This window comes from Shinella sp. H4-D48 (assembly GCF_022637395.1).
GTDB lineage: Bacteria > Pseudomonadota > Alphaproteobacteria > Rhizobiales > Rhizobiaceae > Shinella > Shinella sedimenti.
On the sequence record NZ_CP093338.1, the window covers coordinates 419,447 to 444,664 of the forward strand.

Consider the following 25,218-nt stretch of genomic DNA (forward strand, 5'->3'; position numbering starts at 1 on the left):
CGTCCTTCAATACCAGGGATACACAATGGCGCTTCGCAACAAACTCCTGCTCATCATTCTCGACGGACAGCCGTGGCGCAATGCTCGCCGGCTCATGGGCAACCTGGAGGGCTGGGTCCAAGCAGGCGAAGCGCGCGTCTGGCGTATGCGATCGGTTCTGCCGTCGACCTCCGCGTCCTGCTATGCCTCGATCCACACGGGGGTACCGCCGCAGGTGCATGGCGTGCTTTCCAACGAGACGCTCTTTCGCGTGACGCAGCCTGATATCTTCTCGGAAGTGGCGAAGGCAGGCGGCAAAACCGGCGCCGTCACCCATTCCTTCTGGTCTACCTTCTTTCGCCGCTCGCCCTTCGATATGGTCGAGGACATCGAGTACGACGACGCGGAGGGACCGATCCATCACGGCCGGTTCCACACCATGGCGGGGTACAACCATCAAAACCAGATGACGCCGAGCGACCTCGACCTGTTCGCAACGCTGACAATGCTGACCGAACGCCATCACATCGACTACGGCATCCTGCACACCTGCACGCTCGACAGCATGGGGCACCGCTACGGGCACGACTGCTCGCAGATGGATCATGCCTGCTTCACCATCGACGCACAGCTTGCCGCCTTCCTGCCCCGTTGGCGCAAGAACGGTTATGAAGTCATCGTGACAGCCGATCACGGCCAGACCGACCGGGGCCATCATGGCGGGCATGACCCGGAAATGCAGGACTTCGCCTTCTACTGGTTCGGCGACGGGAAAGGCCCGCCCGAAGATACGCTCCTCGACCAATTGCAGGTCGCACCGACAATCCTGTCACGCCTTGGCGTCGACGTGCCTGCGAGCATGGCGCAAGCCGCTTTCCTCGATTAGCTATCTCCAAGCCGAAACGGATGAGGCGCCAAGGCGCCCATCGCTGCTTCCGGTTGTCGCGGGCGGTCACGAACGATACAGGAACGACCGCGTCATGGTGAAATGAGAGGCGAGCGCCGTTCGGTTCGTCAATCCTTCGACACGCGCCGCTTCACGCGATGAATGTGGGAGGCACCGACACCGCAGCAGCCGCCGATCATCGTTGCACCGCTTTCGACCCAGTCACATGCAAAGCTCGAGTAACGATCGTCCGAAAGATCGTCCCGAATCGCGTGGAGTGTTTCGTTCGCCGCGCCTTCCTCCTCTGTCGTGAACGCATTGGCATAGACACCGAGCGGAACGGTACGACCGGACTTCGTAAGGACGGCGCCGGCAACGGCGAGAGCGCTCTGCATGACCTCCGGGCGGCTGCAATTGAACAGAAGCGCCGCGGCATTCGAGCCCGCTATCCAGCGCGCGGCTTCCTCGACGCTTTCGCCGGAGCGCAATACCGGTGGCCGCGCCTCCGCGCCGGGCTCGTCCTGCAGCGTGAAGGAAATCCAGAACGGCTTGCCGGTTGCCGCGACGGCCTGCTCGACGGCTTCGGCTTCAGCAATCAAGCTGAGGGTTTCTCCCAGGAAGACGTCGACCGAGGAATTCAGTTCCGCCACGAGAACGGAGAGGTAATCCCGCACACGATCCGGATCGAACAATTGCGGTTCATAGGAGCCGAAGATCGGCGGCAGCGAGCCGGCGACACGGATCCGGCCATCGCCGGCTGCATCCGCCGCCTCCCGCGCCAGTCGTCCCGCAAGAGCGATGAGTTGCCTGCCCTCTTCGCGAAAACGGGTCTCGCCGATATGAAACGGCACCAGGGCATAACTGTTGGTCGTAATCACATCGGCGCCTGCACCGATGAATTCCTCATGCACGCGCCTGACGATCTCCGGGTTTTCCATGAGCGCAAGCGCCGACCACTCGGGCTGCCGAAGCGTCGCGCCAAGGCGTACCAATTCACGGCTCATGCCGCCGTCGAGGATCGTGATTGATGTCATGGTTTTCTCCCAGGTTCTGCATGCGCAATGCGAGTGCTGCGCGGCCTCGATACAGCCATCCAACGCGGGTGCGGTCATGAGGGCTGTCAGCCACTAGTCGTTTTAATAAGCCGGGATGGATATGGCAAATCGCGTGGATCTGCACGGACAGAATCTGCCAAGACGTCATCAGAGTGCGCACACGAGTGCGCAGCCTTAAACGCTCACGCCGGCGCCTATCGTACCTTATATCGTCTCTCGTAAGGCTAAAAATCATCGTTTCCAAACGTTTAGCAGGACTTCGATGAACTTCTCCGCCGCCGGCGATAGCGGTGCGCTGCGGCGGCGCACGATGCCGATGGTCCTTGTGACGACGGGGTCGATGATCGGGCGGGTCACCAGATAGGGGTGCTCCTCCTGTGGCGTGGCAAGCCGCGGCAGAACCGATATGCCGAGCCCGGCTTCAACCAGACCGAGGGACGTGTTCAGATGCGTCACCTCGTAGAACCAGTTGAGACGCAGGTTATGCTTAGCCAGGGCGCCATCCAGGAGCGCCCTGTTCCCGCTGGAGCGGTCGACCACCACCAGGGGATAGCCGTCGAGCTGGCGCCAGTGGATTTGATCGAAGTCAGCGAGAGGATGGTCCTTGCGGATCGCAAGCACGAACGGATCGTCGATGAGCGGTTCGAACGACAGGTCCGGATCCGAGTTCCCCATCAGATTGATGCCGAACTCGACCTCTCCCCGCGCGACCGCCTGCAGGCCTTCATTGGCGGTGAGATCGCGGATACGGAGCCTTATGTGCGGGTAATCGTTGCCGAATGTCTTGATGACCGTCGGCAGGAAGTAAAACGCGGCGGTAGGCACGCAGGCCATCGTGATCAACCCACGACGCTGAGAGCCGCCTTCCTTCAGAGCGAAGAGGGATCCATCGAATTCCTCCAGCATGCGGCGAACGAGCGGCAGCAATTCCTGTCCGGTTGCCGTGGGCGCAACGTGCCGGGTGGTGCGATCGAGCAGCGGCGCGCCGATGGATTGTTCCAGTTTCTGAATGCGTCGCGTCAATGCGGGCTGGGAAATATGAAGGGCCTCGGCAGCGCGGTGAAAACTTTCGAGATCGACAACAGCCTGAAAGGCACGCAGATCAAAAATCTCGCAATTTATGCTCATGACGCATCAATCCCTTCAAACATTGCATTTCACAGTTATCCCACATTTCGCATATTGCAACAAGACACCCGATTAATTCGGGTTACGCAATATTGAGGTGAGGAAATGAACGATCTGATACGCATTCCATGCGTCCTGATGCGCGGTGGCACGTCGCGAGGCCCGTTCTTTCTTGCTTCCGATCTGCCTGCCGACAGGGAGCAGCGCGATGCGGTCCTTTTGTCCATCATGGGGTCGGGGCATCCCCTCCAGATCGACGGAATCGGCGGAGGAAATCCTGTAACGTCGAAGGTCGCCATCATCGGCCCCTCCAGCGTCGATGGGGCGGATGTCGACTATCTCTTCGCTCAGGTGCGCACCGACAGGCAAATGGTCGATTATTCGCCGAATTGCGGCAATATGCTTGCCGCTGTCGGTCCGTTTGCCATCGAGGCCGGGCTCGTCCAGGCCAGTGGGTCGACCACGCTGGTGCGCATTCACAACGTCAACACCAAGAAGATCATCGAGGCCAAGGTTCCAACCCGCGACGGTGAGGTCATCTATCTCGGCGACGCATCGATCGACGGCGTTCCGGGACTGGCCGCGCCCATCGCCCTCACCTTTCTTGACGCAGCAGGCGCCAAGACGGGCAAACTGTTCCCCACGGGAAATCCTTTGGATATCATCCAGGGAATACCCGTGACATCGATCGACTGCGCCATTCCGATGGTTCTGGTGCGGGCGGAGGATGTCGGTGTCTCCGGTTATGAAGATGCTCCATCCCTGTCGGCCAACCACGAATTGATTGCGAAGCTGGCATCCATCCGTACCGAGGCGGGCCGCCTGATGGGGATGGGCGACGTGTCCGACATGGTGATCCCGAAACCGGTCATCCTTTCGGCACCGCGCAAGGGCGGTACCCTGTCTGTCCGCTACTTCATGCCGAATGAATGCCATCCCGCTCTTGCGACCACCGGCGCTGTCGGCATCGCAACGGCGGTGGCCAGCATGGGTACCGTGGCCTCGTCGATTGCCGGCGCTACGGAACTGCCGGTCTTGGTTCGTATCGAACACCCAGGCGGACGCATCGACGTCCAGCTGGAGACACGAAACGGGGCCACTGTCGCGGGCCTGGTAAGGACCGCGAGACGACTTTTCGAAGGTCATGCCTTCGCAAAGCCCAAAGAGCGTGTGGATCACGCTGCTTAACGCGCTCTGGTGAGGACCGGAGCATTTAACGGAGGAAATTCATGCGCAAACTACTTCTGGCGACTGCCGCTGTGCTCGCCCTGACCACTGCTGCCCACGCCGATTCCGTTCGTATGAGCGTCGGCTCCTACAACCTTAACAACCTGCCCTTCCCGGTTGCCGAAAGCCTCGGTTTCTACAAGGAAGAAGGTCTCGACGTAACGATCGAGAACTTCGCCCAGGGCGGTTCGAAGGTGCTTCAGGCGCTCGTTGCCGGGTCGACCGACGTCGCTGTCGGCTTCTACGACCATACGATCCAGATGCAGGCGCAGGGCAAACACGTCATCGGCTTCATCCAGCTCGCGCGCAACTCGGGCCTCGTGCTCGCAGGCAAGAACGACACGGATTTCGACCCGGCCAAGCCGGAAACGATCAAGGGCAAGAATGTCGGCATCACCGCGCCGGGTTCGTCGTCCGACTTCTTCATCCGCTACTATCTTAAGCAGCACGGCCTGACCGACGATGACATCTCGATTATCGGCGTCGGTTCGGGTGCCGCCGCCGTTGCAGCCCTACAGCAGGGCAAGATCGACCTTCTGGTGAATTACGACCCGGCCGCGACCATCGTCGTCGAGCGCGGTCTCGGCAAGATCCTGATCGACGCCCGCAGCGACGAAGGCGCGAAGGCCGTCTACGGCGGCATCTATCCGACATCTGTCCTTTATGCGAACCAGGACTATATCGAAGCCAACCCGCAAGTCATCCAGAAGGTCACCAATGCGACGCTCAAGGCGCTGCACTGGATGAAGGATCACTCGGCCGAAGAAATCGTCGCCAAGCTGCCCGAGGACTTCGTGTCCGGCGACAAGCAGACGTATATCAAGGCCGTCGAGAACGCCAAGGCGATCTTCTCCGAAGATGGCAAGTTCGTCCCGGCCGATCTGGAAACCCCGCTGGCCGTTCTCAAGAGCTTCAACGAAAGCGTCGGCAACGCCACAATTGATCTCGGCGCGACCTACACGAACAAGTTCGTCGAGGCTGCAGGCCAGCCCGCGAAGAACTAAGGAAAACCATCATGTCTATTGCAGCAGCTAAAATCGAGGCTGTGTCGCAGCCCGGTCTGCCTCCGATGGTCACGATCGACGACGTCACGATGGCGTTCGGCTCGTTCGTTGCGGTCGAGAACGTCAATCTCACCGTTGGAAACGGCGAGTTTCTGTCGATCGTCGGGCCGACCGGGTGCGGCAAGTCGACCATTCTTAACGCGATCGCCGGGCTTTTGAAGCCCGCGAAGGGCGAGGTCTCCATCGACGGAGCGCCGGTCAAGAGCGTGCAGAACAACATCGGCTATCTCTTCCAGCAGGACGCCCTCCTGCCTTGGAAGACGGCGTTCCAGAATGTCGAGCTCGGCCTGATGTTTCGCGGCGTGCCCGTCGAGGAGCGTCGCGTCAAGGTCATGGCCTGGCTGGAAAAGGTGGGCCTGAAGGGCTTCGAAGGCCGCTTCCCGCACCAGCTTTCGGGCGGCCAGCGCAAACGCGTCCAGATGGCGCAGGCGTTGATCACCGAGCCGAAGGTCATCCTCATGGACGAGCCGTTCTCGGCGCTCGACATCCATACGCGCCACCTGATGCAGAACGAACTGCTGCGCCTTTGGCAGGAAGACCGCCGCGCCGTCGTCATGATCACCCATGACCTCGAGGAAGCCATTGCGCTGGGCGACCGCGTCGTCGTGCTGGCGGCAGGTCCGCGCAGCCGCGTCATCGAAAGCTTCGGCGTGGATCTCGAACGTCCGAGAAACGTCTCCGAAATCAAGCTCGACCCGAAGTTCATGACCCTTTACCGCGACATCTGGGCGTCGCTCAGGGGCGAAGTGGAGAAGTCCTATGCAAGCCGTTAACGTTCGTCTCATCCAGGTCGCGCTTCTGACCGTGCTTCTGGGTGGTTGGCAGCTCGGTGTTACGACCGGCGTCATCGACCGCTTCTTCTTCCCGGCCCCGCTCGACATCGTCCAGCAGGTCATCACCTGGGTCATCGATCCCGGCTTCTACAAGCATGTCGGCATCACGCTGAGCGAAACCGTACTTGGCTACCTGATCGGCACCGGCCTCGGCGTCGCCGCAGGTGTCTGGCTCGGCCTGAGCCCCTTTACGGCCCGCATTCTCGATCCGTTCATCAAGGCCATCAACGCCATTCCGCGCGTCGTTCTTGCACCGATCTTCGTGCTCTGGCTTGGCCTCGGCCTATGGTCGAAGGTGGCACTGGCCGTAACGCTCGTGTTCTTCGTGACATTCTTCAACGCCATGCAGGGCGTGCGCGAAGTCAACCCGGTCGTGCTGTCCAACACCCGCATTCTCGGCGCTCGCCGCTCCGACCTGCTCCGCCACGTCTACTTCCCGGCGGCAGCCAGCTGGATCCTGTCGTCGCTGCGCACCTCCGTCGGCTTTGCGGTCGTCGGCGCGATCATCGGCGAATATCTCGGCGCGTCTGCTGGCCTCGGCTACCTGATCGCCCGTGCGGAAGGCAACTTCGATGCAGTCGGCGTCTTCGCCGGGATCATTATCCTCGCGGTGTTCGTCCTGATCATCGACCTGCTTCTCGATTGTCGCCGAAAAGCGCCTGATCACCTGGCGCCCCAAGGCCGGCGAAGAACGCCCGGCCTAAGCGGATCAACGAACGTCAGATAGTCCATGGGCGGCCTTGTGCCGCCCATTTTCTTTTGGGAAGTGCAGGGAGGCATGGCTCGGCCAGCCCCCCGATTACAGTATGATTAGGCCTTGCGGCAGAAGCAGGAGAAGCGGATCGCGACGTCGCTATTCTGCTCCAGCTTGTCAATCTTGCCGCGGATCGTCGTCGCTTCCTCGAAGCGTCCGAGCTTCTGTAAACACTCGTGGTAACCTTTCAGGCTCCAGATGTTGTCAGGATGCTGGCAGGCGCGCGGCAGAGAAGCATTCAGCCCGAGATCGGCCTCGTAGACAGCCAGCGACTTCTCGACATGGCCCTGCTCCAGCATCAGCGCTCCGAGCGCATGACGGGCCGGCTGCATCCAGCCCCAGGGCTCGTCGTAGGGAAGCGCATCGTCAAGCGCGACCGCGTTTCGCAGATGCTCGAATGCTTCGGGATAAGCGCGCTCACGATAGGCTATCTCACCCAGCATCATTTCTCGCGCGACCGCCAGAATGTCGATGCACCGGTTGTTGAAGAGATAACGGCTTTCCTGAACGCGCGCGAGCGCAGCATCAAACTCGCCGGCGCAGGCCTTTGCCTCCACGACATTGCCCAGCACGCCATGGGCAACCGCCTTGGCATACCAGATCATCGCCGTGGTGACGCTGAACAGTGTTTGATCCGAGGGGAGTTCTTGTGCGATGATTTCCTTCCACCGTCCGAACCGGACCAGCACGTGCTGCTTGACGGACACGAAGCTTTCGAGCCAGTCGGCCATCGGCGGGGATTCGACGCGCAGCAGTTCCTCCGGCAAGGTCGCCAGCATTTCGTCCGCGGTGGTGATGGCCGTTTGATACTGGCCCGCGAACATCGCGCCGTAAATCTTGAAGTGGAAATTGTGGCACCGATAGAGAGAGTAGAAATTGATCGGGCCGCGCAGCTCGAGATACTTCTTATCTGCCTCGATCGCCTTCGAATTGGCATCGATGGCTGCCACGTAGTCGCCGACGAGCACATCGATATGGCTCGGCATATGGTTGAGATGGCCAGCGTCCGGGACGAGATTGCGCAACGCGTTCGCCGCGGCGAGTGCCCGCTCGGGATGCGGCGACATCTCCATCGCGTGGATGTACATATGAAGCGTGCCTGGATGGGACATGCCCCCGTTGGCAAGAGCCTTTTCCAGAACGTCGAGGACTTCCTGCGTATCCGCACCTTCGGCGATGGTGCCCTTGTTGATGTCCCACAACTGCCACGGAGTGCGGTTCATCATCGCTTCGGCAAAAAGGGCAGCGATTTCGAGATTGCCCGGCAGCTGCTCATAGGCCTTGCGCATCGCGTTGGCGAAGTCGTTGTTCCATTGATCGAGGTCGCCGCCGGGAGAGCCCGACTGATATCGGGTCGGAAGCGCTTCGATCAGCAGCCTCTCGACGAGCGTCGTTCCCTCCCTTAGCGCCATCGCCTTCTGGGTCATTGCAAAGGCTTCATCAATGGACTTTGCCGCGTCAACCGGATCGAAGGCGGCCCATGGCTTGTTGTAGTTGCAGCCGAGAACGAAAGCCTTGCCCCAATAGGCAATCGCGCAACCCGGATCGGCCGCGATCGCACGGTTGAAGCATTCATATGCCTCCTGATGATTGAAGGCGTAGCAGAGCATCAGGCCGCGATTAAACCAAAGCTCAGCATCTGCCGAAGATGTCGTTACGGTGACGGTGTAACTGCCGAGATCGAAATAATCCGATGTCATGTCATTCTCCATTCCAATGAACTGTCTGCTCCCGTCCGCGACACCATGACGGCATCGAGCATGCGGCTTTCCGGCCGCGATCAGCCTTTTGTGTCACTGCCTGCGTGGAAATTGAAGACCGCGCCCTCCTTGATGCCGCTCGGCCAGCGCGTCGTCATCGTTTTCAGACGGGTGTTGAAGCGCACGCCTTCCATTCCGTGAATATGGTGATCGCCAAACAGCGAGCGTTTCCAGCCACCAAAGGAATGGTAGGCGACAGGCACGGGGATCGGCACATTGACGCCGACCATGCCGATGCGCACACGGGTGAAGAAATCGCGCGCCGTATCGCCGTCACGGGTGAAGATCGACGTGCCGTTTCCGTATTCGTGGGCGTTTATGAGGCCGACGGCCTCGTCATAGGATTGTGCGCGCAGAACCGACAGAACGGGTCCGAAAATCTCGTCCTTATAGATCGACATGTCCGAGGTGACGTTGTCGAACAGGCAGCCTCCGAGGAAGAAACCCTCCTCATAGCCCTGCAACTTCACCCGACGACCGTCCACGACGAGCTTGGCACCGGCACTTTCGCCTTCGGCGATGTAATTGAGTATCCGGTCCAGACTCTGGCGCGAGATGACAGGCCCCATGTCGGACGCGGGATCATCGAAGGGCGCAACCTTCAGAGCCTCGACCCGCGGGGCTAGGACTTCGATCAACCTGTCCGCCGTCTCGTCACCCACCGGCACTGCAACGGAGATTGCCATGCAGCGCTCACCGGCCGAACCATAGGCCGAACCGATCAACGCATCGACGACCTTTTCCATATCTGCATCGGGCATAACGACGAGATGGTTCTTTGCGCCACAAAGCGCCTGGACGCGTTTACCGTTGGCGGTACCCCGGCTATAAATATACTGCCCGATAGCGGTCGATCCGACGAAGCTGACCGCATCGATATCCGCATGATCAAGAATTGCATCAACAGCCTCCTTGTCACCGTTGACGACGTTGAACACGCCGGCCGGCAGGCCCGCCTCATGCAGCAGCTCGGCGATCCGCATCACCACGGACGGCGCCTTTTCCGAAGGCTTCAGGATGAAGGCGTTGCCGCAGGCAAGCGACACCGGATACATCCACAATGGGACCATGGCCGGGAAATTGAACGGCGTGATGCCGGCGACGACACCGAGCGGCTGGCGAATGGAGAAGCTGTCGACCTGGGATGCGACCTGCTCTGAATACTCGCCCTTCAGAAGATGCGGAATACCGCAAACGAACTCGACGACCTCGATGCCACGGGCGATCTCGCCCTTGGCATCCGCCAGCGTCTTGCCGTGCTCGCGCGACAGCAAAGGAGCCAATTCGTCGATGTGGCGCAACAGGAGATCGCGGAATGCAAACATCACCGTAGCGCGCTTCGCCGGCGGCTGCGCGCCCCAACGGACCTGTGCAGCCTTGGCAATGGCAATCACATCCGCAACGTCTGCTGCACTGGCGAGAGCCACCTTCGACATCGCCGTGCCGAGGGCAGGGTTGAAGACATCGGCGCTACGGTCGGAATTGCCGGCCCAGATCTTGCCATCGACGAAATGCTGTACTGTGTACATGTGGGATTCCTTGTTTGGATTTCGGCTCGGCGCGCAGCGTCGGCGCGCCTAAGCCAGGAACGGAATGATGGAAAGCCTCAGGAGAGCGCCACGAGCTTCCTATTGCGCATGCGCGCCATGATCTTCCAAACCGACAGGAACAGGATGATCGCGTATACGACCATGGCGAGCTTGCTGGAGATGAAGGCGGCGGGATCACCACCCGACAGGACGAGTGTGCGGCGGAAATGCTCTTCGAGCAGTGGGCCGAGTACATATCCGAGGAGCAATGGCCCGAGCGGGAAGCCCGCCCTGCGCGCCCAGATACCGAAGAGACCGGACAGGACGACCAGGCCGACATCGACGACATTCAACCGGATCGAATAGGTTCCGATGCTGATAAACATCATGATCATGGGATACATGTAGCTGGTGGGAATACGCAGCAGCCGGACCCAGACACCGATCAGCGGGATATTGAGGATGACAAGGATGAGATTGCCGACCCAGAAGCTCATGATCAGCCCCCACACGACCTGCGGGTGATCAAGGATAAGGCGAGGACCGGGCGCAATGCCGTGTACGATGAGCAGGCTGAGGATCAGCGCCATCGACGCCGAACCGGGAACGCCCAGCATCAGGGTTGGGATGAACGACGTGATGCTCGCGCTGTTTGCAGCAGCTTCAGGCGCCGTCAGCCCCTCGACGGCCCCCTTGCCGAAGCGGGACTTGTCCTTGGCGACACCGCGCTCGAGACCGTAGGCGATGAATGTGGAGACGGTTGCGCCGGTCCCCGGCAGCGCGCCGAAGAAGGCGCCGACACCGGTGCCGCGCAATATCGGACTGACGATCCGACGCAGGTCGTCGCGGGTCGGCAACATCGACCGCATCGTCACCGAGTTCACCGGAAGCATCTTGCTGTTGTAACTCATGATGAGTTCGGCCACCCCGAACACGCCCATTGCGACAACGACCAGGCTTATGCCGTCCTTGAGTGTCAACAGACCGAAGGTGAAGCGGTCAGCACCGGAATCGACATCGACACCGACGAGGCCAAGCACGATGCCGAACGCCGCCATACCCAGGCTCTTGCTCGCTGCGCTGTCGGACATCGCCGTCGTTGCAAACAGACCCAAGGTCATCAGGGCGAAATATTCAGGTGAGCCGAAAGCCAGCGCGACCTTCGAGATGGCGGGCGAGAAGATGATGGTGATCACGATGCCGATTGCAGCACCGCCGAAGGCTGCAAGCGTGGTCAACAGGAGAGCAACGCCGGCCCTCCCCTGACGAGCCATCGGATAGCCGTCAAGGCAGATCACCGCCGCATCCGTCTCGCCCGGCACGTTCATCAGGATAGCGGTTATCTTCCCGCCGTAACTGGTCCCGTAATAGATGCCCGCGATCATGATCAACGCGAAACCGGGCTCGATGTGATAGGTCACCGGAAAGAGGATGGAGATCGCCGCCAATGCGCCAAGCCCCGGCAGAACGCCCACGATCATGCCCATGACCACACCGAAGGCGCAGTAAAGCAGTCCTTGCCAGGACAGAGCCACGGAGAGCCCGAGAACAACGTTGCTGAGTATGTCGTTCATGCTTATCTCCCGAATGGCCACTTTACGATCGGCACAGGCACCGACAGAAGCACGGCAAACATGAGGGTTGCCGCCGCGGCGGCACCAGCCGCCAGCAGCAGGCGTGCCGTCCAGGAAAGCTTGTTTCCGATGGATGCCGTTATGAATATCTGCGCAAAAATCGCCGGCGCGAGACCGAAGTTCTCCACGAACAAGGCGAACACACCCAATGCGAGGATGACGAACAGGGCAACCTTGAGATCGAACCGCTCCTGTTCTTCTTCATCGGGCTGAACCACGCGGGCAGGCAGCTCCCCTGCACGGCTTTTCCACGCGATCGTCAGTGTCGAGACAACCCCGGTCGCTGTCATGAACAGTCCGAGCACGAGAGGAAACGCGCCGGGCCCCGGGCGCGAGATGGAGCCCATGCGCAGCGTCATATAGGCGTATGTCACGACCGCGAGGCCGACTCCCAGGATAAGAACGCTGGGCCAATATCGAGAACCAAAACCTGCCTCTTCCATCGAATCCTTCTCCTGAGAGGGGTTGCGATCAATGTGCGATAAAATCCCTGAGCTTGTTCAGGTCGCCTTCACGTTCTCCGAAGCCCTTCAGCAGATCGAAGAAGGCCTCGGTCTTCGCGGCACCCAGGACGGGAGAGACGAGCTCGGTGAATTTGCTGTGATGGTCGTCCCATGTGAAGGGGCGACGCGGGTCACCGAACGGGATTTCCGATACGGTCTCGATCTTTTCACCGTTTTCCAGATAGACCTCGAGCCTCGTCTCATCCTCCGGTTGATCCGGCTCCACGATGGTTTCAATCTTCTGAAGAAGGTTCAGGATTTCCGGATCCTTGGTGATCTCGTCCTTGAAATCGAACGGGCCAAGATTGCGGCCGACCAGGGCCATGGCGATGCAGAACGCAATACTGAAGCGGCATTCCAGACCGGTCTTTGGATTGGTCTTGCCGGCGGTAACCAGCGCCGTTCGGTCGAGATAGACGACGATACGTTCAATGGGGCGACCGTCGATCAGCGGGCGGGCCGCAAAGGCGGTCTCGGCCGGCGTATGCGTCGCGCGGCAGCTTGCATAGCGCTTGTAGCCGGTTTCAAGCAGCTCCCACCGTTCGATGAAATCGAGTTCAGGGATGACGAAAGTGTCGTCTCGCAGGAATGCGCTGAGCCAACCGTTCTTTTTCTCATAGAGCTGATGACCGCCGATGAAACCTTCCTTGGCCAGCTCCGCCGACAGGATACCGTCCATCGCAGCCTTGCCGGCATGGAACGGCTTGCCATGTGTTCCGAACGAACCCAGCAAGCCGCTTGCGGTCGTGGCCACACAACCGAATGCATTGTCGATCTGACGTGCATCGAGGGCGAGGATCGAACTGGCAGCAGCTACCGCGCCCATGCGCCCGACCATCGATGTCGGATGAAAGCCTCTGACCTGCAAGGTGCGGCCGACACCGAAGGTGCCGCCACCGCCCAGCCGCGCCATGACTTCGTAGCCCGTGACGAAGGCAGCGATCGCCTGCGCTTCGGTGCTGTCATACTGCTGCGCCATGGCAAGAGCGGTCGACCAGCACGGCCCGGACGGATGACCGCACCCCTGGCTGTGCGTATCGTCGAGATCCATCGCGTGCGCCATGGTGCCATTGGCCAGCGCCGCCATCATCGGCTGCGTGCTTCCGCCAAGGATGATCTGTGCCTTGCCGGGCATGTTCCAGTGGGCAGCGAGCTTTCGGGGTGAGGATGCGGCGGCATCGTTCACTGCCGCGATCGCGACACCCAGATAGTCGACCAGAGCTTGTCTGGCAGCCTCCACGACCTCGTTTGGCAATGCGCTGAAGCTATTCTCAGAGACAAACTTGCTCAGCTGAGCGCCACGCAGGAACTCGGACATTCTATTCTCCAGTTTTTGTAAGATTGCGGGCCGATCGTGATATGTGCCCGATGCGAATTTGGCATTGGCCGGCCCTGATGGCCGGCCGTTACAGTCAGGAAGACTATTCCTGGATCATCTTAGCGGCAGCCTGATACTGAACATACTGCGTTTTCAGGAGCGCCTTGAACTTTTCAGGACCTGCGGCATCGACCTGGAAGGAGGTTTCCGTCTGCAGTTTCTTGGCGACCGTCTCCGAATGAAGCGCCTTTGCGATAGCGTTGTTCAGGATTGCGACGACGTTGGCGGGCACGCCTTTCGGCGCCACGACGCCATAACTCTGGATGATGTCGTAGCCCGGCAATGTCTCTGCAACCGTCGGGACGTCAGGAAGCGAGGGATGCCGCTCCTTCGACGTTACGGCGAGATAGAAGGCCTCGCCGCCGTCGATGTACTGTTTCACCTCATAGGGGAAGGCCAGGAAAAGCGGCACACGGCCGGACAGGAAGTCTGCGAACATTTCGCCACCGCCCTTGTAGGCCACTTTGATCATGCTGATGTCGGCTGCCGCGGAAAGCTCTGCAAACACAACGGCCTGTAGCGTTGCCTGGCCGGAAACCGGATAAGGAATCGTGCCGGGCGCTTCCTTCGCCTTTGCGATGAGCTCGGGAAGTGTCTTCACCCCAAGCGAATTCCATGCCGTCAGGAAGTAAGGCGTCGAAGCCAGGTTGATGACGGGCTCGAAATCGGTCTCGAAATCATAGCCCACGTCGGCGCCGATCACCGCCTGCGCTACGAGCATGGAGCTGCTCATGCTCATGACCGTGCAACCATCCGCCGAGGCCGCTTTGAGAGCCTGCGCAGCGATGGCGCCGCTTGCGCCGGTCCGGTTCTCGACCGTGATGGTCAGGCCGGGATGCTCCTTCTGCAACTCGTCCACGACCACGCGTGCCATCCAGTCGACGCCACCGCCGGCCGAGAAGGGCACGATCCATTGCATGGACTTGCACGGGAAGTCCTCGGCCTGTGCCGGGCTCGCGAACGATGCCAGGCAAAGAGTGCCGACCAATGCCGAAATATACGTTTTCAGTGCCATTTTCCCGACCCCTCGGAGGTTGTTAATATGCGTTGTTGATTTTCATGCGATGTCGATAATGCCAATGTTTCCTTCAAGCCGGATGGCGGTTCCATACGGTTGGGAATAGCTTGCGATGTTGCTGATAATTCTGGCCGATGTCTCGGCGTCCGCAATCCGCGGCAGACCGCGCTGCGACCGCTTTACGTCATAGGTCGAGACGGCATGCAGGCGAATGGAGCTCAGCCTGCCGTTATCGAAGACGATATCGGCAATGGCTGCTTCATGCCATTCGAGATACTCGTTTCCGGAACGCAACGGCCTGATATTGTCCTTCTTCACACGGCCCGAGCGGATCGCATCGCGGTATTCGATGGCTTCCTGCGGCAGAGCGTCAGGACGCATTCCGCCTCTCAGATACATGTCCGGCGGGAACGCCTTGATGGTTTCACTCTGATAGAAGAAGTTCCCGAGACTGTAGAGGATCGGCTTGCCATTGTAGATCTCCACGCCCTGGAGGAGATGGGGCCCGTCGCCGACAATGACGTCGGCGCCTGCGTCGATCAGCTTTCTGGCAAGATTTTCTATACGTTCCGACGGATAGTGTCCTTCCGTCTCCTGGTGCAGGTGAACGATCACGTAATCGGAGGCCAGCTTCGCGTCGGCAATGGCGCGGCAGTTGCGACTAACGTCATAGGCGGAGGGCGTGTAGACGGCCAGGTTTTGCTGTGATTTCTCGAACACCTGTCCGAAGGCCAGAACTTGACCATCTCGGACGGCCTTCTTCATGTCCAGTTCGGTCATCAGCCTGGAGAGACTGGCAAAGGTCTCGTCATCGACCTCATATTTAACGTCATGGTGTATCGCATTGATACCGGCCCGCCCGATCGTTAGCTGACCCTGTTCGCCGGCGGGGCAATGCGGCGGGAAATCCGTGCACATGGACAGAAAGCCGACACGACCGTTCGGTGTTTCGAAGAATGTCGGACGTGTGGCCTCGGCCAGATTTTTACCGGCGCCGGCGTGAAGCAGGCCGGCACGGTCGAGGATCTCGGCCTCTTCGATCAGCATCTCCGCACCATAGTCCATGCCATGGTTGTTCGACCGACCGATCAGGTCGAGCCCCATCCACTTCAGCTCGTCCGCAACGAACGGATCGGCCTGTTGATACGATTGCTCCATGCCCATCGTATCAACAGGCATCGGCGCACCCTTGAATGTGTGGACCCGCGTTTCAAGATTGGTGCATGCGACGTCGGCACCACGAAGGATGTCCACGACGTCGAGAAAAGGCCTGTCCACGAAACTGGAATGCCGTCTTGTGCAAAGGGTCTCACCTGTAGCGGCAATACGAAGCACGAAAACCCCCATCTGCTTGGAAGCGCGGCCTGCATCCTCGGTTATCGAGGCATCGTGCGTGGCGCGCAACCGATTGATATGGAAGCACTCTAGTCGCACATCATGGATGCGCCAAATGCAAATATAAGTGAGATAATTGCGCCAAGTAGATACAATGACGCCAGCAATCAGCCATAATACCTCATATGTTGCATCAATCGGTCATTCTCTGCATATACGGCCAGATCCCGGCCCACCGCCTTAATGGCGCTGAATTTGCCAGGCGGTGCGAAAGCCGGATGAATATGAACGGGCAGGATTGAGGGGAAAATGAACGTCAACTTCGAATTGCGCGATCTTCGGTTGTTCGTATCGGTTATCGACAACGCCTCGTTTCGCAAAGCCGCAGAACAAAACAACATCTCGCAGCCGGCCTTGTCGCGCAGGATTCAATCGCTCGAAACATCCTTCGGCGCTGTGCTGCTGGAGAGGTCGACACGGCAGGTCGCCCTCACCCCCTATGGCCGTGAAGTCGAGGTGATCGCACGCCGCACAATCCACGAGCTGGAATTTCAACTCGCCGCGATCTCGCGAAAGCGAAGCGAGGAGACCGGCCTTGTAAAAGTGTCGTGCCTGCATACGACGGCGTTTCAGTATCTTCCCTACGCCATCGAAAAATTCGGCGAGCGATTTCCCAATATCCGTTTCAAGATTTTCGAGGCACCTGCCTCGCAAGCCCTTGCGGCAGCAAGAAACAAGGAGGTGGATATCGGGATCAACTTTTTCGGCTTTTCAGACGAGAGCCTGTCCTACACGCCGCTTCTCGACGATCCCTTCATGATCGCAATCCCGCCAGGCCACCGCTTTATGGAGCAGGATGCCGTGCAATGGAGCGATCTTCAGGGAGAACGCCTGATTGGCGTGAACAGGGAGAGCAGCAACCGCATCCTGATCGACTCCAATCTCAGCAAGTCAGGAATCTACCTCGACTGGTTCTACGAACTTACGCACTCCGCGACATCGATAGGCCTTGTCGAACGGGGCATCGGCATAGCGGTCCTGCCGAAAATCGCCATGTCGCCATCGCACCACCAGTCGGTCAAGATGATGCCCCTTATCAATCCGGTCATTACCCGCGCCGTGGGCCTTGTCCAGCGACGCGACCACATGCTTCCTTTCGCGGCCCAGAGCTTCCGCGACTTCCTGCTGCTGGAAGCCAATGCGGGCTGATATCCGCGCCGCCTGCCGCGTTTAGCGGCCAGGAGTATATCAGGGCACTGTTGTCGCGCTCATCTCAACGAAGGCGTGTGCCTATCGATCCTGCGCCAAAAAAGCCTTGCCGCGGCTACGAAAGAGCCAGACGGCGCCGACATTGACAAGAAGGATCCGCACCAGCTGGCTGGAGGTGACCAGCGCCACATTGGCATGCAGCGCAAGCGCGATCAGCGACATTTCGGTCGTTCCGCCCGGCGCCAGCGAAAGGAAGAGGACACTGCGGTCGAGGCCGGCGAGCGGTGCGATAAGCAAGGCGACGCCCAGGCAGATGCTGACGAGAATCGGCAGGAGGCAAAGGCCATGGCGCAGGGAATGCCACAACAGGGACCAATTCGTTCCGATGAAGTTGGAGCCGAGGGACGAACCGAGGATGAGCTGGGCAAGCACGATGCTGCCAGGCGGCGGTGCGGCGGCGGAAGCGCCCCCGAGATGGATCGCCGCGCTCAGAAGCAGCGGCCCGATGACCGGCGCGTTCGGAACACCGAACCGTCTCGCAAGCCACCACCCGATCGCACCGGCGCCGATGAGCCAGAGCCAATCGGCCACGGCGATATCGGCTGCGCTATGTTGGAAAATCCGGCTCGACTGCGAATCGACGTGAAACAGCGCCGCAAAGGCGAGCGGTACCACCATGACCAGAAGGAAGATGCGCGTGCCGTGTATCAACGCGATGCGGCGTTCGTCACCGCCTGCAAGCCCGCCCTGAAGGGCCATCTCCTGCAAACCGGCCGGCATGCCTGCGAAGTAGGCGGTGATGGGATCGAACCCCGCCACGCGGCGCAGATACTGATATCCAGCAAAGCCGCATAGAATCGTGGTCAGCGTGATCGCCCCAACGAGCATCAGCAAGGTGCCGATCTCCGTGAAGGCCGACGGCTGGAACGCCGAGCCGAGCATGACGCCAAGAATGGCTGCGAAGGGCGGACGGATCGGCCGTGTCCGGGCGAGAGGCACACCGGACAACGCAGCAAGCATTGTCACTGTCATCCCGCCCAGCATCCACGGCAAGGGTAGATGGAGCCGATGGAAAACCCAGCCGCCGGCTGCCGCAAGGGCAAGCGTCAGCGCAATGCGCCACGATAACACCGAGCGGAGGAAGCCGGTCACCACATCAATCATCGTCCTGCACTCATCTTTCGCTATGGCCAGACTGCGTGCGGCACCATCACCTCGCCGCGAACCAGCAGCCGCGCCGTGCGCATGATCCCAGCGGACCGCAGCCGAAGGCCACCATCGACAAGCTCGTAGTCGACGACGACGTCGATGTGGCCTGAAGGATGCTCCAATCGTAACCGAGCGGGAGACGCCGCGACCTCCTCTACGAGATCCGCGGCGACGCTTCCAGGTAGAAGCAGACTTGCGGCGATGCATTGCGCACCGGTTACCGCCATTGTCGGGTGACAGGTCGTCGGCATGAAGTATCGCGCACTCACCGAACCGCCCCGGCAGGGCGGGCCGAGAATGGCGAACTTCGGCGTCACGGACCCCGCCACATCCCCCATGCCCATTCGCTTGCCGGCTTCGATCCGGACGGCTTCGCGTCGCGCGGCAAAGGTAGCATTCGCATCAAGCGCGCCAGGCGTCTCAGCCCCCGTCAGGCCGAACGCCTCGGCACGGGCGATGACAACGGGCATGGCTACATCGAGGCAGGTTACCTCAATCCCGTCGATCAAGTCGCGTGGATTTCCGGTCGGCAGCAGGCTGCCCGTCACGGAGCCGACGGTCTCGCGAAAACTGAGCTGGATGGGCGCACTGGTGCCCGGCACCCCGTCGATCGCCAGCCTTCCCTCGTAGGAAACTTTGCCAGCCGGTGTCTGCACCATAGCATCGACAAGTGCCCCGGTATTGACCGCGCGAATACGTATCCGTGTTTCGCCTGGCTGTGCTTCGAAGAGGCCCATCTCGATGGCGGCCGGTCCGACACCAGACAGGATGTTGCCGCAGGTTGGCCTGAAGTCGACACGCCGTTCCTCTACGAGCACTTGCGCGAAGAGGTAGTCGATGTCGGCGCGGGGATCCTGTGACCGCGAGAGGATGGCAACCTTTGTCGTGACCGCAACCCCGCCCCCGATGCCATCGATATTGTAACGGTGGCCGGAGCCAAGAGCCGCGATCAACACGTCCGCCAGCGTCTCACGATCCTGAGGAAGGTCGTCCATGCGGAAATACGGACCTCTGGACGTCCCGCCGCGGAAAAGAAGAAATGGGATCGCGCGTTGCGACAAGTCAAAGTCCTCCTATGCGGGCATGCATGCGCCATGCCCGATGGAAAGTGCAGAGGTGGAAGCCCCCGAGGGCGGAATCAGCTCAACGCGTCGCGGATATGACGACGGTAGCCGGGCCTTTCAGACAGACGCTCGGCGTAGGCCGCCAGGTTGGCGAACCCCTCACTGGCTTCGGGCAGCCGGAACCAGCGGTGGACAGATGGAGCCGCAACGATATCGGCGAGCGACAGCGCGTCACCGGCAAGGAAGTGCGAACCCGCCAGCAACTCGTCCATGGCGGTAACGGCCGCGAGCACGGCCGGCAGATCGCCATCGCCTGATCGCCCGGCCGAACGGGCCTTCCGTAACCGTGTCAGCGGCGGCGTCAACGAGAGGGAGGCCCAGTCCATCCATCGGTCCACGATGCTGCGTTCCGCATGATCGTGAGGCCAAAGCGTGGTGGGTCCGTAGCGGCCGGCCAGGTAGCGCAACACCGCGTTGGACTCCCAGACGACCGTCTCGTCGTCACGCAGCACGGGCACTTTTCCAAACGGGTTCATCGCCTGGAATTCCGGTGTATCGGTGGCGCCAAAGCCGCGGCCCGTGAGGATGAGATCATAGTCCATGCCGAGTTCGTCCAGCAGCCAGAAAACCTTGGCGCTGTTGGAAGAGTTCGGGCGTCCGTAGACCGTCAGCATCATGCGTCTCCCTTGCCGGAAAGCCCTGCCATGAGCGGCCCGATGGGTGTGTCGGCGTCGAGCGCGAGGAAGGCGCGATAAACATTTCCCGCGTCCAGTTCGCCCAGGCTTGCCGCAGCGCAATCAACGAACTTGTCGCCGAGTTCGTCATCCGACATGGGATTGGCGGGACCTCGGCCGAAGTTGGTGGATGCGCCGGCCTCGAAGACGCGGCCGTCCTTCAGCACCACACGCACATCGCCGCGATAGGCATCGGCATCCTGATGCGCGCGCGCGGTAATGCGCGGCAGCAGCGATGCGATGTCAGAGGTCAGGAAATGCGCATCGTCGAAGTCACCGAGACGGATGCGGCCGGCAGTCAGCGCCTTGGCGGTAAGGAACTGGACACTGAACTTCGCATCCAACCCCGAACGCGGCTCGGGCCGGTTGGTATGCGCAAGGCGACGTTCGTGCGTGCGGGTCTCGATTGCCTCGATGGCGTCGGCTGCAATAAGGCCTTCCCGCGCGACGATATGCAAAGCGGCGTCAATTGCGGAATGGGCGCTTCCGCAACACGGGTGCTGTTTGATCGCAATGCCGGGCTGCAACACTTCCAGCGGGCCGTCCCAACCATCCAGGATCGCATCGGCATCATAGGTGCCCGCGCCATTGAACAGATTGAAGAAGCCGTAATTGTGCTCGAAGGCCTCGAGGTTCGCGGTCATTCCGCGGCGTGTGACAAGAGCGGCCATGATGCCGTTGTGCGCGGCCTGGCCGACATGCAACGGTTTCACAGGCGTGCCGAAATTCGATTTCAGGCCTGAGGCCATCGAGACTGCAACAGCAAGAGCGGTTGCCATCTGCTCCTCATCGAAGTCGAACATCCGGCCGGCGGCGGCTGTGGCGCCGAAAACGCCGAGCGTTGCCGTCGGATGCCAGCCCTTCTCGTAATGGTGCGGAAGCAGGCCGCGCGCCAGACGGGTCTCGACCTCGACGCCGGTGATCCAGGCTTCGATCGCCTTGCCGGCGGGCAGGCCGAGCGCCTCGGCCAACCCCAACACGACAGGCACGACGGGTGCCGACGGGTGCCCGCCCATCGTGGTCGAGCAATCGTCAAAATCAAGCGCATGCGCCGCCGTGCCGTTGACGAGCGCGGCGTGCAGCATGGAAGCGCGGCGCCCGCCCCTGCCCCAAAGCGTTACCTGCCCCGGTGCTGCATCGCATTCCAGGACAGCCTCCAACGCATCGAGATAGGGCGCATCGGCCCCGGCCAGCGCGACACCGACCGTATCGGCAAAGGCGCGGCGACCGATGTGGACGGCTTCCTCAGGTACGGTGGCGAGGCGGATCGAAAGCGCCCGGCGGGAAAGTTCGCGTGCAAAACTCATATCTCTCGTCCCTTTGGATATCTTCAGAGCGTGGCGGCTTCGATGGCGGCCGTGAGGTCCGCCATGGTTGGCAGCTCATCGAGGCCCATCAACTGGCCAAAGATTTTGGTCGCGCCGTCGTCGGTAAGGCTGCGGCGGGCGCAGTCGATGAACTTCGCCTCCAGCATTTCCTGCGGAAGGGGAGCTTCCGGGCCGCGCCCGAGCGGAGCGGCCACCGTCTGGCGTAACACCGTGCCATCTTCCAGCGTCACCACGACCTCCGCGCCATAGTCGTTGGCGTCATCGTCGTGAGGCTCCATGCGGATCAGGCCCATGATGCGCATGACGGTGGGATCGTGAAGCGCCGCGTCCTCGAAATGATCGAGCAGCACCGCCCCGTTTACGAGACCCCGCGCCACGGCGTAAGGCAGCGAGAACTTTGCATTGAGCGCGCTCGTCGCAGGATTGCGTACGTGCGGCAGCAGGCGGCGGGGATGCATCCGCACAAGCACATCCGTCACCGCCGCAGTGGTGCCGAGCGGACCGTCATGAAGCTGGATTGCAGCGTCGATCGCGCCATGGACGCTATAGACGCAGGGGTATTTCTTGATCGAAATGCCGGGCGCCAGCAGGTCTAGCGGCTCCGCCCATCCGGCCAGCATCCGGTCAATATTATAATTGCCGGCTCCATTGAAGACTTCCAGGAATCCTTGCGGATGCTCCAGCGCGACGGGCGAACCGGCGACGCCCTTGGAGGCCATCAGCGCTGCGAAAAGTCCGTTTCGCGCCGCGATACCCGCATGCAACGGCTTGGTCGACGTGCCGAAGTTGGCCTTCAGACCAGAGGCGAGAGAAGCGGAGATCGAGATCGCATTGGCGATCTCGTCCTGCGAAAGCTCCATCAGGACGGACGCAGCAACCGCGGCACCAAAGATGCCGAGCGTGGCGGTTGGGTGCCAGCCTTTTTCATAATGCTGGAAGTTGACGCCACGCGCAAAGCGCGTCGCCGCCTCGACACCGATGATATAGGCATCGACGAAAGCCTTACCGCTCGCGCCTCTCATCTCGGCGAGCGCCAGCAAACCGGGTACGATGATGACAGTCGGATGGCCGGACAGGGATTTCGACGTGTCGTCATAGTCCAGCGCATGGCCAGCCGTGCCATTGACGAAGGCGGCGTCCAACATGCCGAGCCTCTCGCGACGGCCCAGGACAAGGCAGGAGCCCGCACCATGAAGCTCAGGCATGCGTGCGGCGTCGGTCGTGTCGGTCGGCGCACCCAGCAAGGTGCAGCCGATCATGTCGGCGATGGCGTTTCGCGCCCATTTCGCAGCGTCTGGGTCGAAGCTGTTCGGATCGAGCGCGACGACGCGCGCAGCAAGTTCGCGGGAGAGAGACATCGGGATCACCTTTCGTTGGCCGCGCACGAGGCGGAACGGTTCTGGGTGGTGGAAACAGGCTGCATCAGGCTGGTCAGACTGCGCATCGAGGGCTGATCGGGCAGCGCAATGAGACTTGTGTAGAGGCGTGAGGTCCCGTCGGGCGAAAGGACACGTCCGGCACAATCGTCAAACTTCGCGCGGAACTGAGCCTCGGTCATCGGATTGGACGGGCCGCGGCCCATGGCGACGCTCGCGCTCGCAGACAGGCTGCGACCATCGGCAAGACGCAGCGTAACGTGGCCAAGCGACAGATCCGCTTCGTCATGGGCAACGAGCCGCACGCGAGCGGCAAGCGCAGACGTCGCGCCATCGGATAGCAACGGCTCCTCGAAATCCGCAAAGCCGACGGTGCCGGCGATCAGCGCGCGCGCCGTCAGATATTGGGTCGAGAACTTGGCATCCAGTCCATCACGCGGTTTTGGCCGGTCGATGTTTCGCAGGCGGCGCGCATGCAGTGCGACCTCGATCTCCTCGATTTCACCGACGGCGAAGGCGCCACGCAGTTCGCAGGCGGCGTCGATGGCGCAGTGAATAAAGGCGCAGCAGGGATATTGCTTGATCGCGATACCCGGCGAAAGGAGCGCGAAGTCCTTGCCCCAGCCATCCAGAGCGGGCGCGATATCGGTCGTGATACCGCCATTGAAGGCAGCCATGAAACCAAATTTGTGTTCCAGCACAGCCGGTCCGGCCGTGAAGCCTTTTTCAGCCAGCAATGCGGCCTGCAAGCCGTTACGGTTGGCCTGCCCGGCATGCAAAGGCTTCGTCATCGTTCCGGAATTGGCCCGGAGACCGGCAGCGCAGGACGCTGCAATCCCGATGGCGGCCGCCATGCCTTCGGGGGTAAGTCGCAGTAGCCGCCCGGCCGCGACGGCCGCGCCGATCACCCCGAAGGTGACGGTCGGATGCCAGCCTCGGTCGGCATGGGCGGGATTGGAAATGCGCGCAACGCGGATTTCCGTCTCGACGCCTGCGACATAGGCCGTCAAAAGGTCGGCGCCATTGCAATCAAGTTGATCGCCGAGCGCGAGAAGCGCCGGAACGATCGACACGGACGGATGACCGTCCATTTCGAGGTTGCAGTCGTCGAAATCCAGCGCATGGGCGGCAATGCCGTTGATCTGTGCGGCGTCGAGCGCATGCAGGCGCCCTTCACGACCGAAAAGCGCGGACGGGCCGGGAGCGGCGGACAGAACGGCGCCGGCCAGGTGCACGACGTCCTCGCCGGCACCGGCGATTCCGCAGGCGACCGTATCGGCAAAGGCGCGGCAAGCCCAGTCACGGGCGGCGGCGCTGAGGTCAGCAAGGCTCAGGCCTGCGGCGCGGGCCGCAAGCTCAGGCGTCAAAGACGTCACGGAAATCTCCTGTCTTTCGGGGTGGCCCGCCGCAGCGGCGGGCCGTAAAGGTCAGTGTTTGAGGATCTGGTCGAGGAAGGTGCGTGTGCGCTCCTCACGCGGATTGCCGAAGAACTCCTCGGGCGGCGCACTTTCGACCATCCGGCCGTCGGCCATGAAGACGACATTGTCCGCAACGGTGCGGGCAAACCCCATCTCATGGGTCACGACGATCATCGTCATGCCGCTTTCGGCGAGTTCGATCATCGTATCGAGCACTTCCTTGATCATCTCCGGGTCGAGCGCAGAGGTCGGCTCGTCAAACAGCATGATCTCGGGCTCCATGCAAAGCGAGCGGGCAATAGCCACACGCTGCTGCTGCCCCCCCGACAGCTGCAACGGGTACTTCCGCGCCTGTTCGGGAATGCGGACCTTGCGCAGGAAATGCATCGCAAGGTCTTCGGCGTCGGCCTTCTTCATATGGCGGGTGAGCATCGGACCGAGCGTGAGGTTTTCAAGAACCGTGAGATGCGGAAACAGGTTGAAGTTCTGGAACACCATGCCGATGTTGCGGCGAATGGCGTCGATGTTCTTCACATTGTCCGTCATCTCCAGGCCTTTGACAAAGATCCGGCCTTCCTGATGCACTTCCAGGCGGTTGATGCAGCGAATGAGCGTGGATTTGCCGGAACCGGACGGCCCGCAGACGACGACTCGTTCGCCCTTTCGGACATCGAGATCGACGGCGCAGAGTACCTGGAACTGGCCATACCATTTGGAAACGTTGTGCAGGCTGATGATCGGGGCGTCTGCCGCCTGCGTGGACGTGGACTGGGACATGAATATCTCCGATTTCAGCT

At 61.0% G+C, this 25,218-nt stretch carries 21 protein-coding genes and 1 pseudogene; 6 read left to right on the plus strand and 16 right to left on the minus strand.

Features of this window, described 5'->3' with window-relative positions; all coding sequences use genetic code 11:
* Nucleotides 1–25 precede the first annotated feature (25 nt).
* Nucleotides 26–865: an alkaline phosphatase family protein gene (locus MNR02_RS18975; protein WP_241949521.1), complete on the plus strand. Its 840-nt coding sequence runs from the start codon at nucleotides 26–28 to the stop codon at nucleotides 863–865.
* Between the two features lie 128 nt (nucleotides 866–993).
* On the opposite strand, the gene MNR02_RS18980 is transcribed toward MNR02_RS18975, so the two are convergent.
* Both MNR02_RS18980 and MNR02_RS18985 read right to left on the minus strand, forming a co-directional pair.
* Entirely contained in the window at nucleotides 994–1,899 is a 906-nt protein-coding gene (locus MNR02_RS18980) for a homocysteine S-methyltransferase family protein (protein ID WP_241949522.1), read from the minus strand.
* 252 nt (nucleotides 1,900–2,151) lie between these two features.
* The gene (locus MNR02_RS18985) at nucleotides 2,152–3,048 is read right to left on the minus strand and encodes a LysR family transcriptional regulator (RefSeq protein ID WP_241601505.1); all 897 of its coding nucleotides are present in this window, start codon (nucleotides 3,046–3,048) and stop codon (nucleotides 2,152–2,154) included.
* Between the two features lie 105 nt (nucleotides 3,049–3,153).
* Between MNR02_RS18985 and MNR02_RS18990 the strand changes: the two genes are divergently transcribed.
* The 4 genes and pseudogenes from MNR02_RS18990 (at nucleotide 3,154) to MNR02_RS19005 (ending at nucleotide 6,876) form a co-directional block, all read left to right on the plus strand.
* The gene (locus MNR02_RS18990) at nucleotides 3,154–4,236 is read left to right on the plus strand and encodes a 4-oxalomesaconate tautomerase (protein WP_241601506.1); all 1,083 of its coding nucleotides are present in this window, start codon (nucleotides 3,154–3,156) and stop codon (nucleotides 4,234–4,236) included.
* 41 nt (nucleotides 4,237–4,277) lie between these two features.
* Nucleotides 4,278–5,279 (plus strand): ABC transporter substrate-binding protein, encoded by a 1,002-nt coding sequence (locus MNR02_RS18995; RefSeq protein WP_160870390.1) that lies wholly within the window; start codon nucleotides 4,278–4,280, stop codon nucleotides 5,277–5,279.
* Between the two features lie 65 nt (nucleotides 5,280–5,344).
* Nucleotides 5,345–6,112: an ABC transporter ATP-binding protein gene (locus MNR02_RS19000; RefSeq protein ID WP_241601586.1), complete on the plus strand. Its 768-nt coding sequence runs from the start codon at nucleotides 5,345–5,347 to the stop codon at nucleotides 6,110–6,112.
* Nucleotides 6,099–6,876 (plus strand): annotated as a pseudogene (locus MNR02_RS19005) (ABC transporter permease). The gene MNR02_RS19000 and the pseudogene MNR02_RS19005 overlap by 14 nt, the downstream one beginning before the upstream one ends.
* Before the next feature lie 106 nt (nucleotides 6,877–6,982).
* Here the strand turns inward: MNR02_RS19005 and MNR02_RS19010 are convergent.
* The 7 genes from MNR02_RS19010 to MNR02_RS19040 form a co-directional block, all read right to left on the minus strand.
* Nucleotides 6,983–8,626 (minus strand): tetratricopeptide repeat protein, encoded by a 1,644-nt coding sequence (locus tag MNR02_RS19010; protein WP_241949523.1) that lies wholly within the window; start codon nucleotides 8,624–8,626, stop codon nucleotides 6,983–6,985.
* An 80-nt stretch (nucleotides 8,627–8,706) separates the two neighbouring features.
* The gene (locus tag MNR02_RS19015) at nucleotides 8,707–10,215 is read right to left on the minus strand and encodes a CoA-acylating methylmalonate-semialdehyde dehydrogenase (protein ID WP_241949524.1); all 1,509 of its coding nucleotides are present in this window, start codon (nucleotides 10,213–10,215) and stop codon (nucleotides 8,707–8,709) included.
* A gap of 77 nt (nucleotides 10,216–10,292) precedes the next feature.
* The gene (locus MNR02_RS19020; protein ID WP_241949525.1) at nucleotides 10,293–11,789 is read right to left on the minus strand and encodes a tripartite tricarboxylate transporter permease; all 1,497 of its coding nucleotides are present in this window, start codon (nucleotides 11,787–11,789) and stop codon (nucleotides 10,293–10,295) included.
* A gap of 2 nt (nucleotides 11,790–11,791) precedes the next feature.
* Nucleotides 11,792–12,292: a tripartite tricarboxylate transporter TctB family protein gene (locus tag MNR02_RS19025; protein WP_241949526.1), complete on the minus strand. Its 501-nt coding sequence runs from the start codon at nucleotides 12,290–12,292 to the stop codon at nucleotides 11,792–11,794.
* A gap of 28 nt (nucleotides 12,293–12,320) precedes the next feature.
* Nucleotides 12,321–13,670: an MmgE/PrpD family protein gene (locus tag MNR02_RS19030; protein WP_241949527.1), complete on the minus strand. Its 1,350-nt coding sequence runs from the start codon at nucleotides 13,668–13,670 to the stop codon at nucleotides 12,321–12,323.
* 103 nt (nucleotides 13,671–13,773) lie between these two features.
* Nucleotides 13,774–14,745 (minus strand): tripartite tricarboxylate transporter substrate binding protein, encoded by a 972-nt coding sequence (locus MNR02_RS19035; protein ID WP_241949528.1) that lies wholly within the window; start codon nucleotides 14,743–14,745, stop codon nucleotides 13,774–13,776.
* Between the two features lie 42 nt (nucleotides 14,746–14,787).
* Nucleotides 14,788–16,095 carry a CapA family protein gene (locus MNR02_RS19040; protein WP_241949545.1) on the minus strand — a complete coding sequence of 436 codons (1,308 nt, stop codon included), beginning with the start codon at nucleotides 16,093–16,095 and terminating at the stop codon, nucleotides 14,788–14,790.
* A 297-nt stretch (nucleotides 16,096–16,392) separates the two neighbouring features.
* Between MNR02_RS19040 and MNR02_RS19045 the strand changes: the two genes are divergently transcribed.
* Nucleotides 16,393–17,292, plus strand: coding sequence for a LysR family transcriptional regulator (locus tag MNR02_RS19045; RefSeq protein WP_241949529.1), 900 nt, complete (start codon nucleotides 16,393–16,395; stop codon nucleotides 17,290–17,292).
* An 81-nt stretch (nucleotides 17,293–17,373) separates the two neighbouring features.
* Here the strand turns inward: MNR02_RS19045 and MNR02_RS19050 are convergent, their stop codons facing one another.
* The 7 genes from MNR02_RS19050 to MNR02_RS19080 all read right to left on the minus strand — a co-directional run bounded on the left by MNR02_RS19050 (nucleotide 17,374) and on the right by MNR02_RS19080 (nucleotide 25,198).
* Nucleotides 17,374–18,456, minus strand: a complete 1,083-nt coding sequence (locus tag MNR02_RS19050) for an AbrB family transcriptional regulator (RefSeq protein ID WP_241949530.1) — start codon at nucleotides 18,454–18,456, stop codon at nucleotides 17,374–17,376.
* A gap of 20 nt (nucleotides 18,457–18,476) precedes the next feature.
* Nucleotides 18,477–19,562, minus strand: coding sequence for a 4-oxalomesaconate tautomerase (locus tag MNR02_RS19055; protein ID WP_241949531.1), 1,086 nt, complete (start codon nucleotides 19,560–19,562; stop codon nucleotides 18,477–18,479).
* Nucleotides 19,563–19,639: 77 nt separating this feature from the next.
* Nucleotides 19,640–20,239, minus strand: coding sequence for a glutathione S-transferase family protein (locus MNR02_RS19060; RefSeq protein WP_241949532.1), 600 nt, complete (start codon nucleotides 20,237–20,239; stop codon nucleotides 19,640–19,642).
* Complete coding sequence (locus MNR02_RS19065; RefSeq protein WP_241949533.1) at nucleotides 20,239–21,606, minus strand: MmgE/PrpD family protein; 1,368 nt, start codon at nucleotides 21,604–21,606, stop codon at nucleotides 20,239–20,241. The genes MNR02_RS19060 and MNR02_RS19065 overlap by 1 nt, the downstream gene beginning before the upstream one ends.
* A 23-nt stretch (nucleotides 21,607–21,629) precedes the next feature.
* Entirely contained in the window at nucleotides 21,630–22,985 is a 1,356-nt protein-coding gene (locus MNR02_RS19070; protein ID WP_241949534.1) for an MmgE/PrpD family protein, read from the minus strand.
* Between the two features lie 5 nt (nucleotides 22,986–22,990).
* Nucleotides 22,991–24,379 carry an MmgE/PrpD family protein gene (locus MNR02_RS19075; RefSeq protein WP_241949535.1) on the minus strand — a complete coding sequence of 463 codons (1,389 nt, stop codon included), beginning with the start codon at nucleotides 24,377–24,379 and terminating at the stop codon, nucleotides 22,991–22,993.
* Between the two features lie 51 nt (nucleotides 24,380–24,430).
* Nucleotides 24,431–25,198, minus strand: coding sequence for an amino acid ABC transporter ATP-binding protein (locus tag MNR02_RS19080; protein ID WP_269470865.1), 768 nt, complete (start codon nucleotides 25,196–25,198; stop codon nucleotides 24,431–24,433).
* Nucleotides 25,199–25,218: the final 20 nt, after the last annotated feature.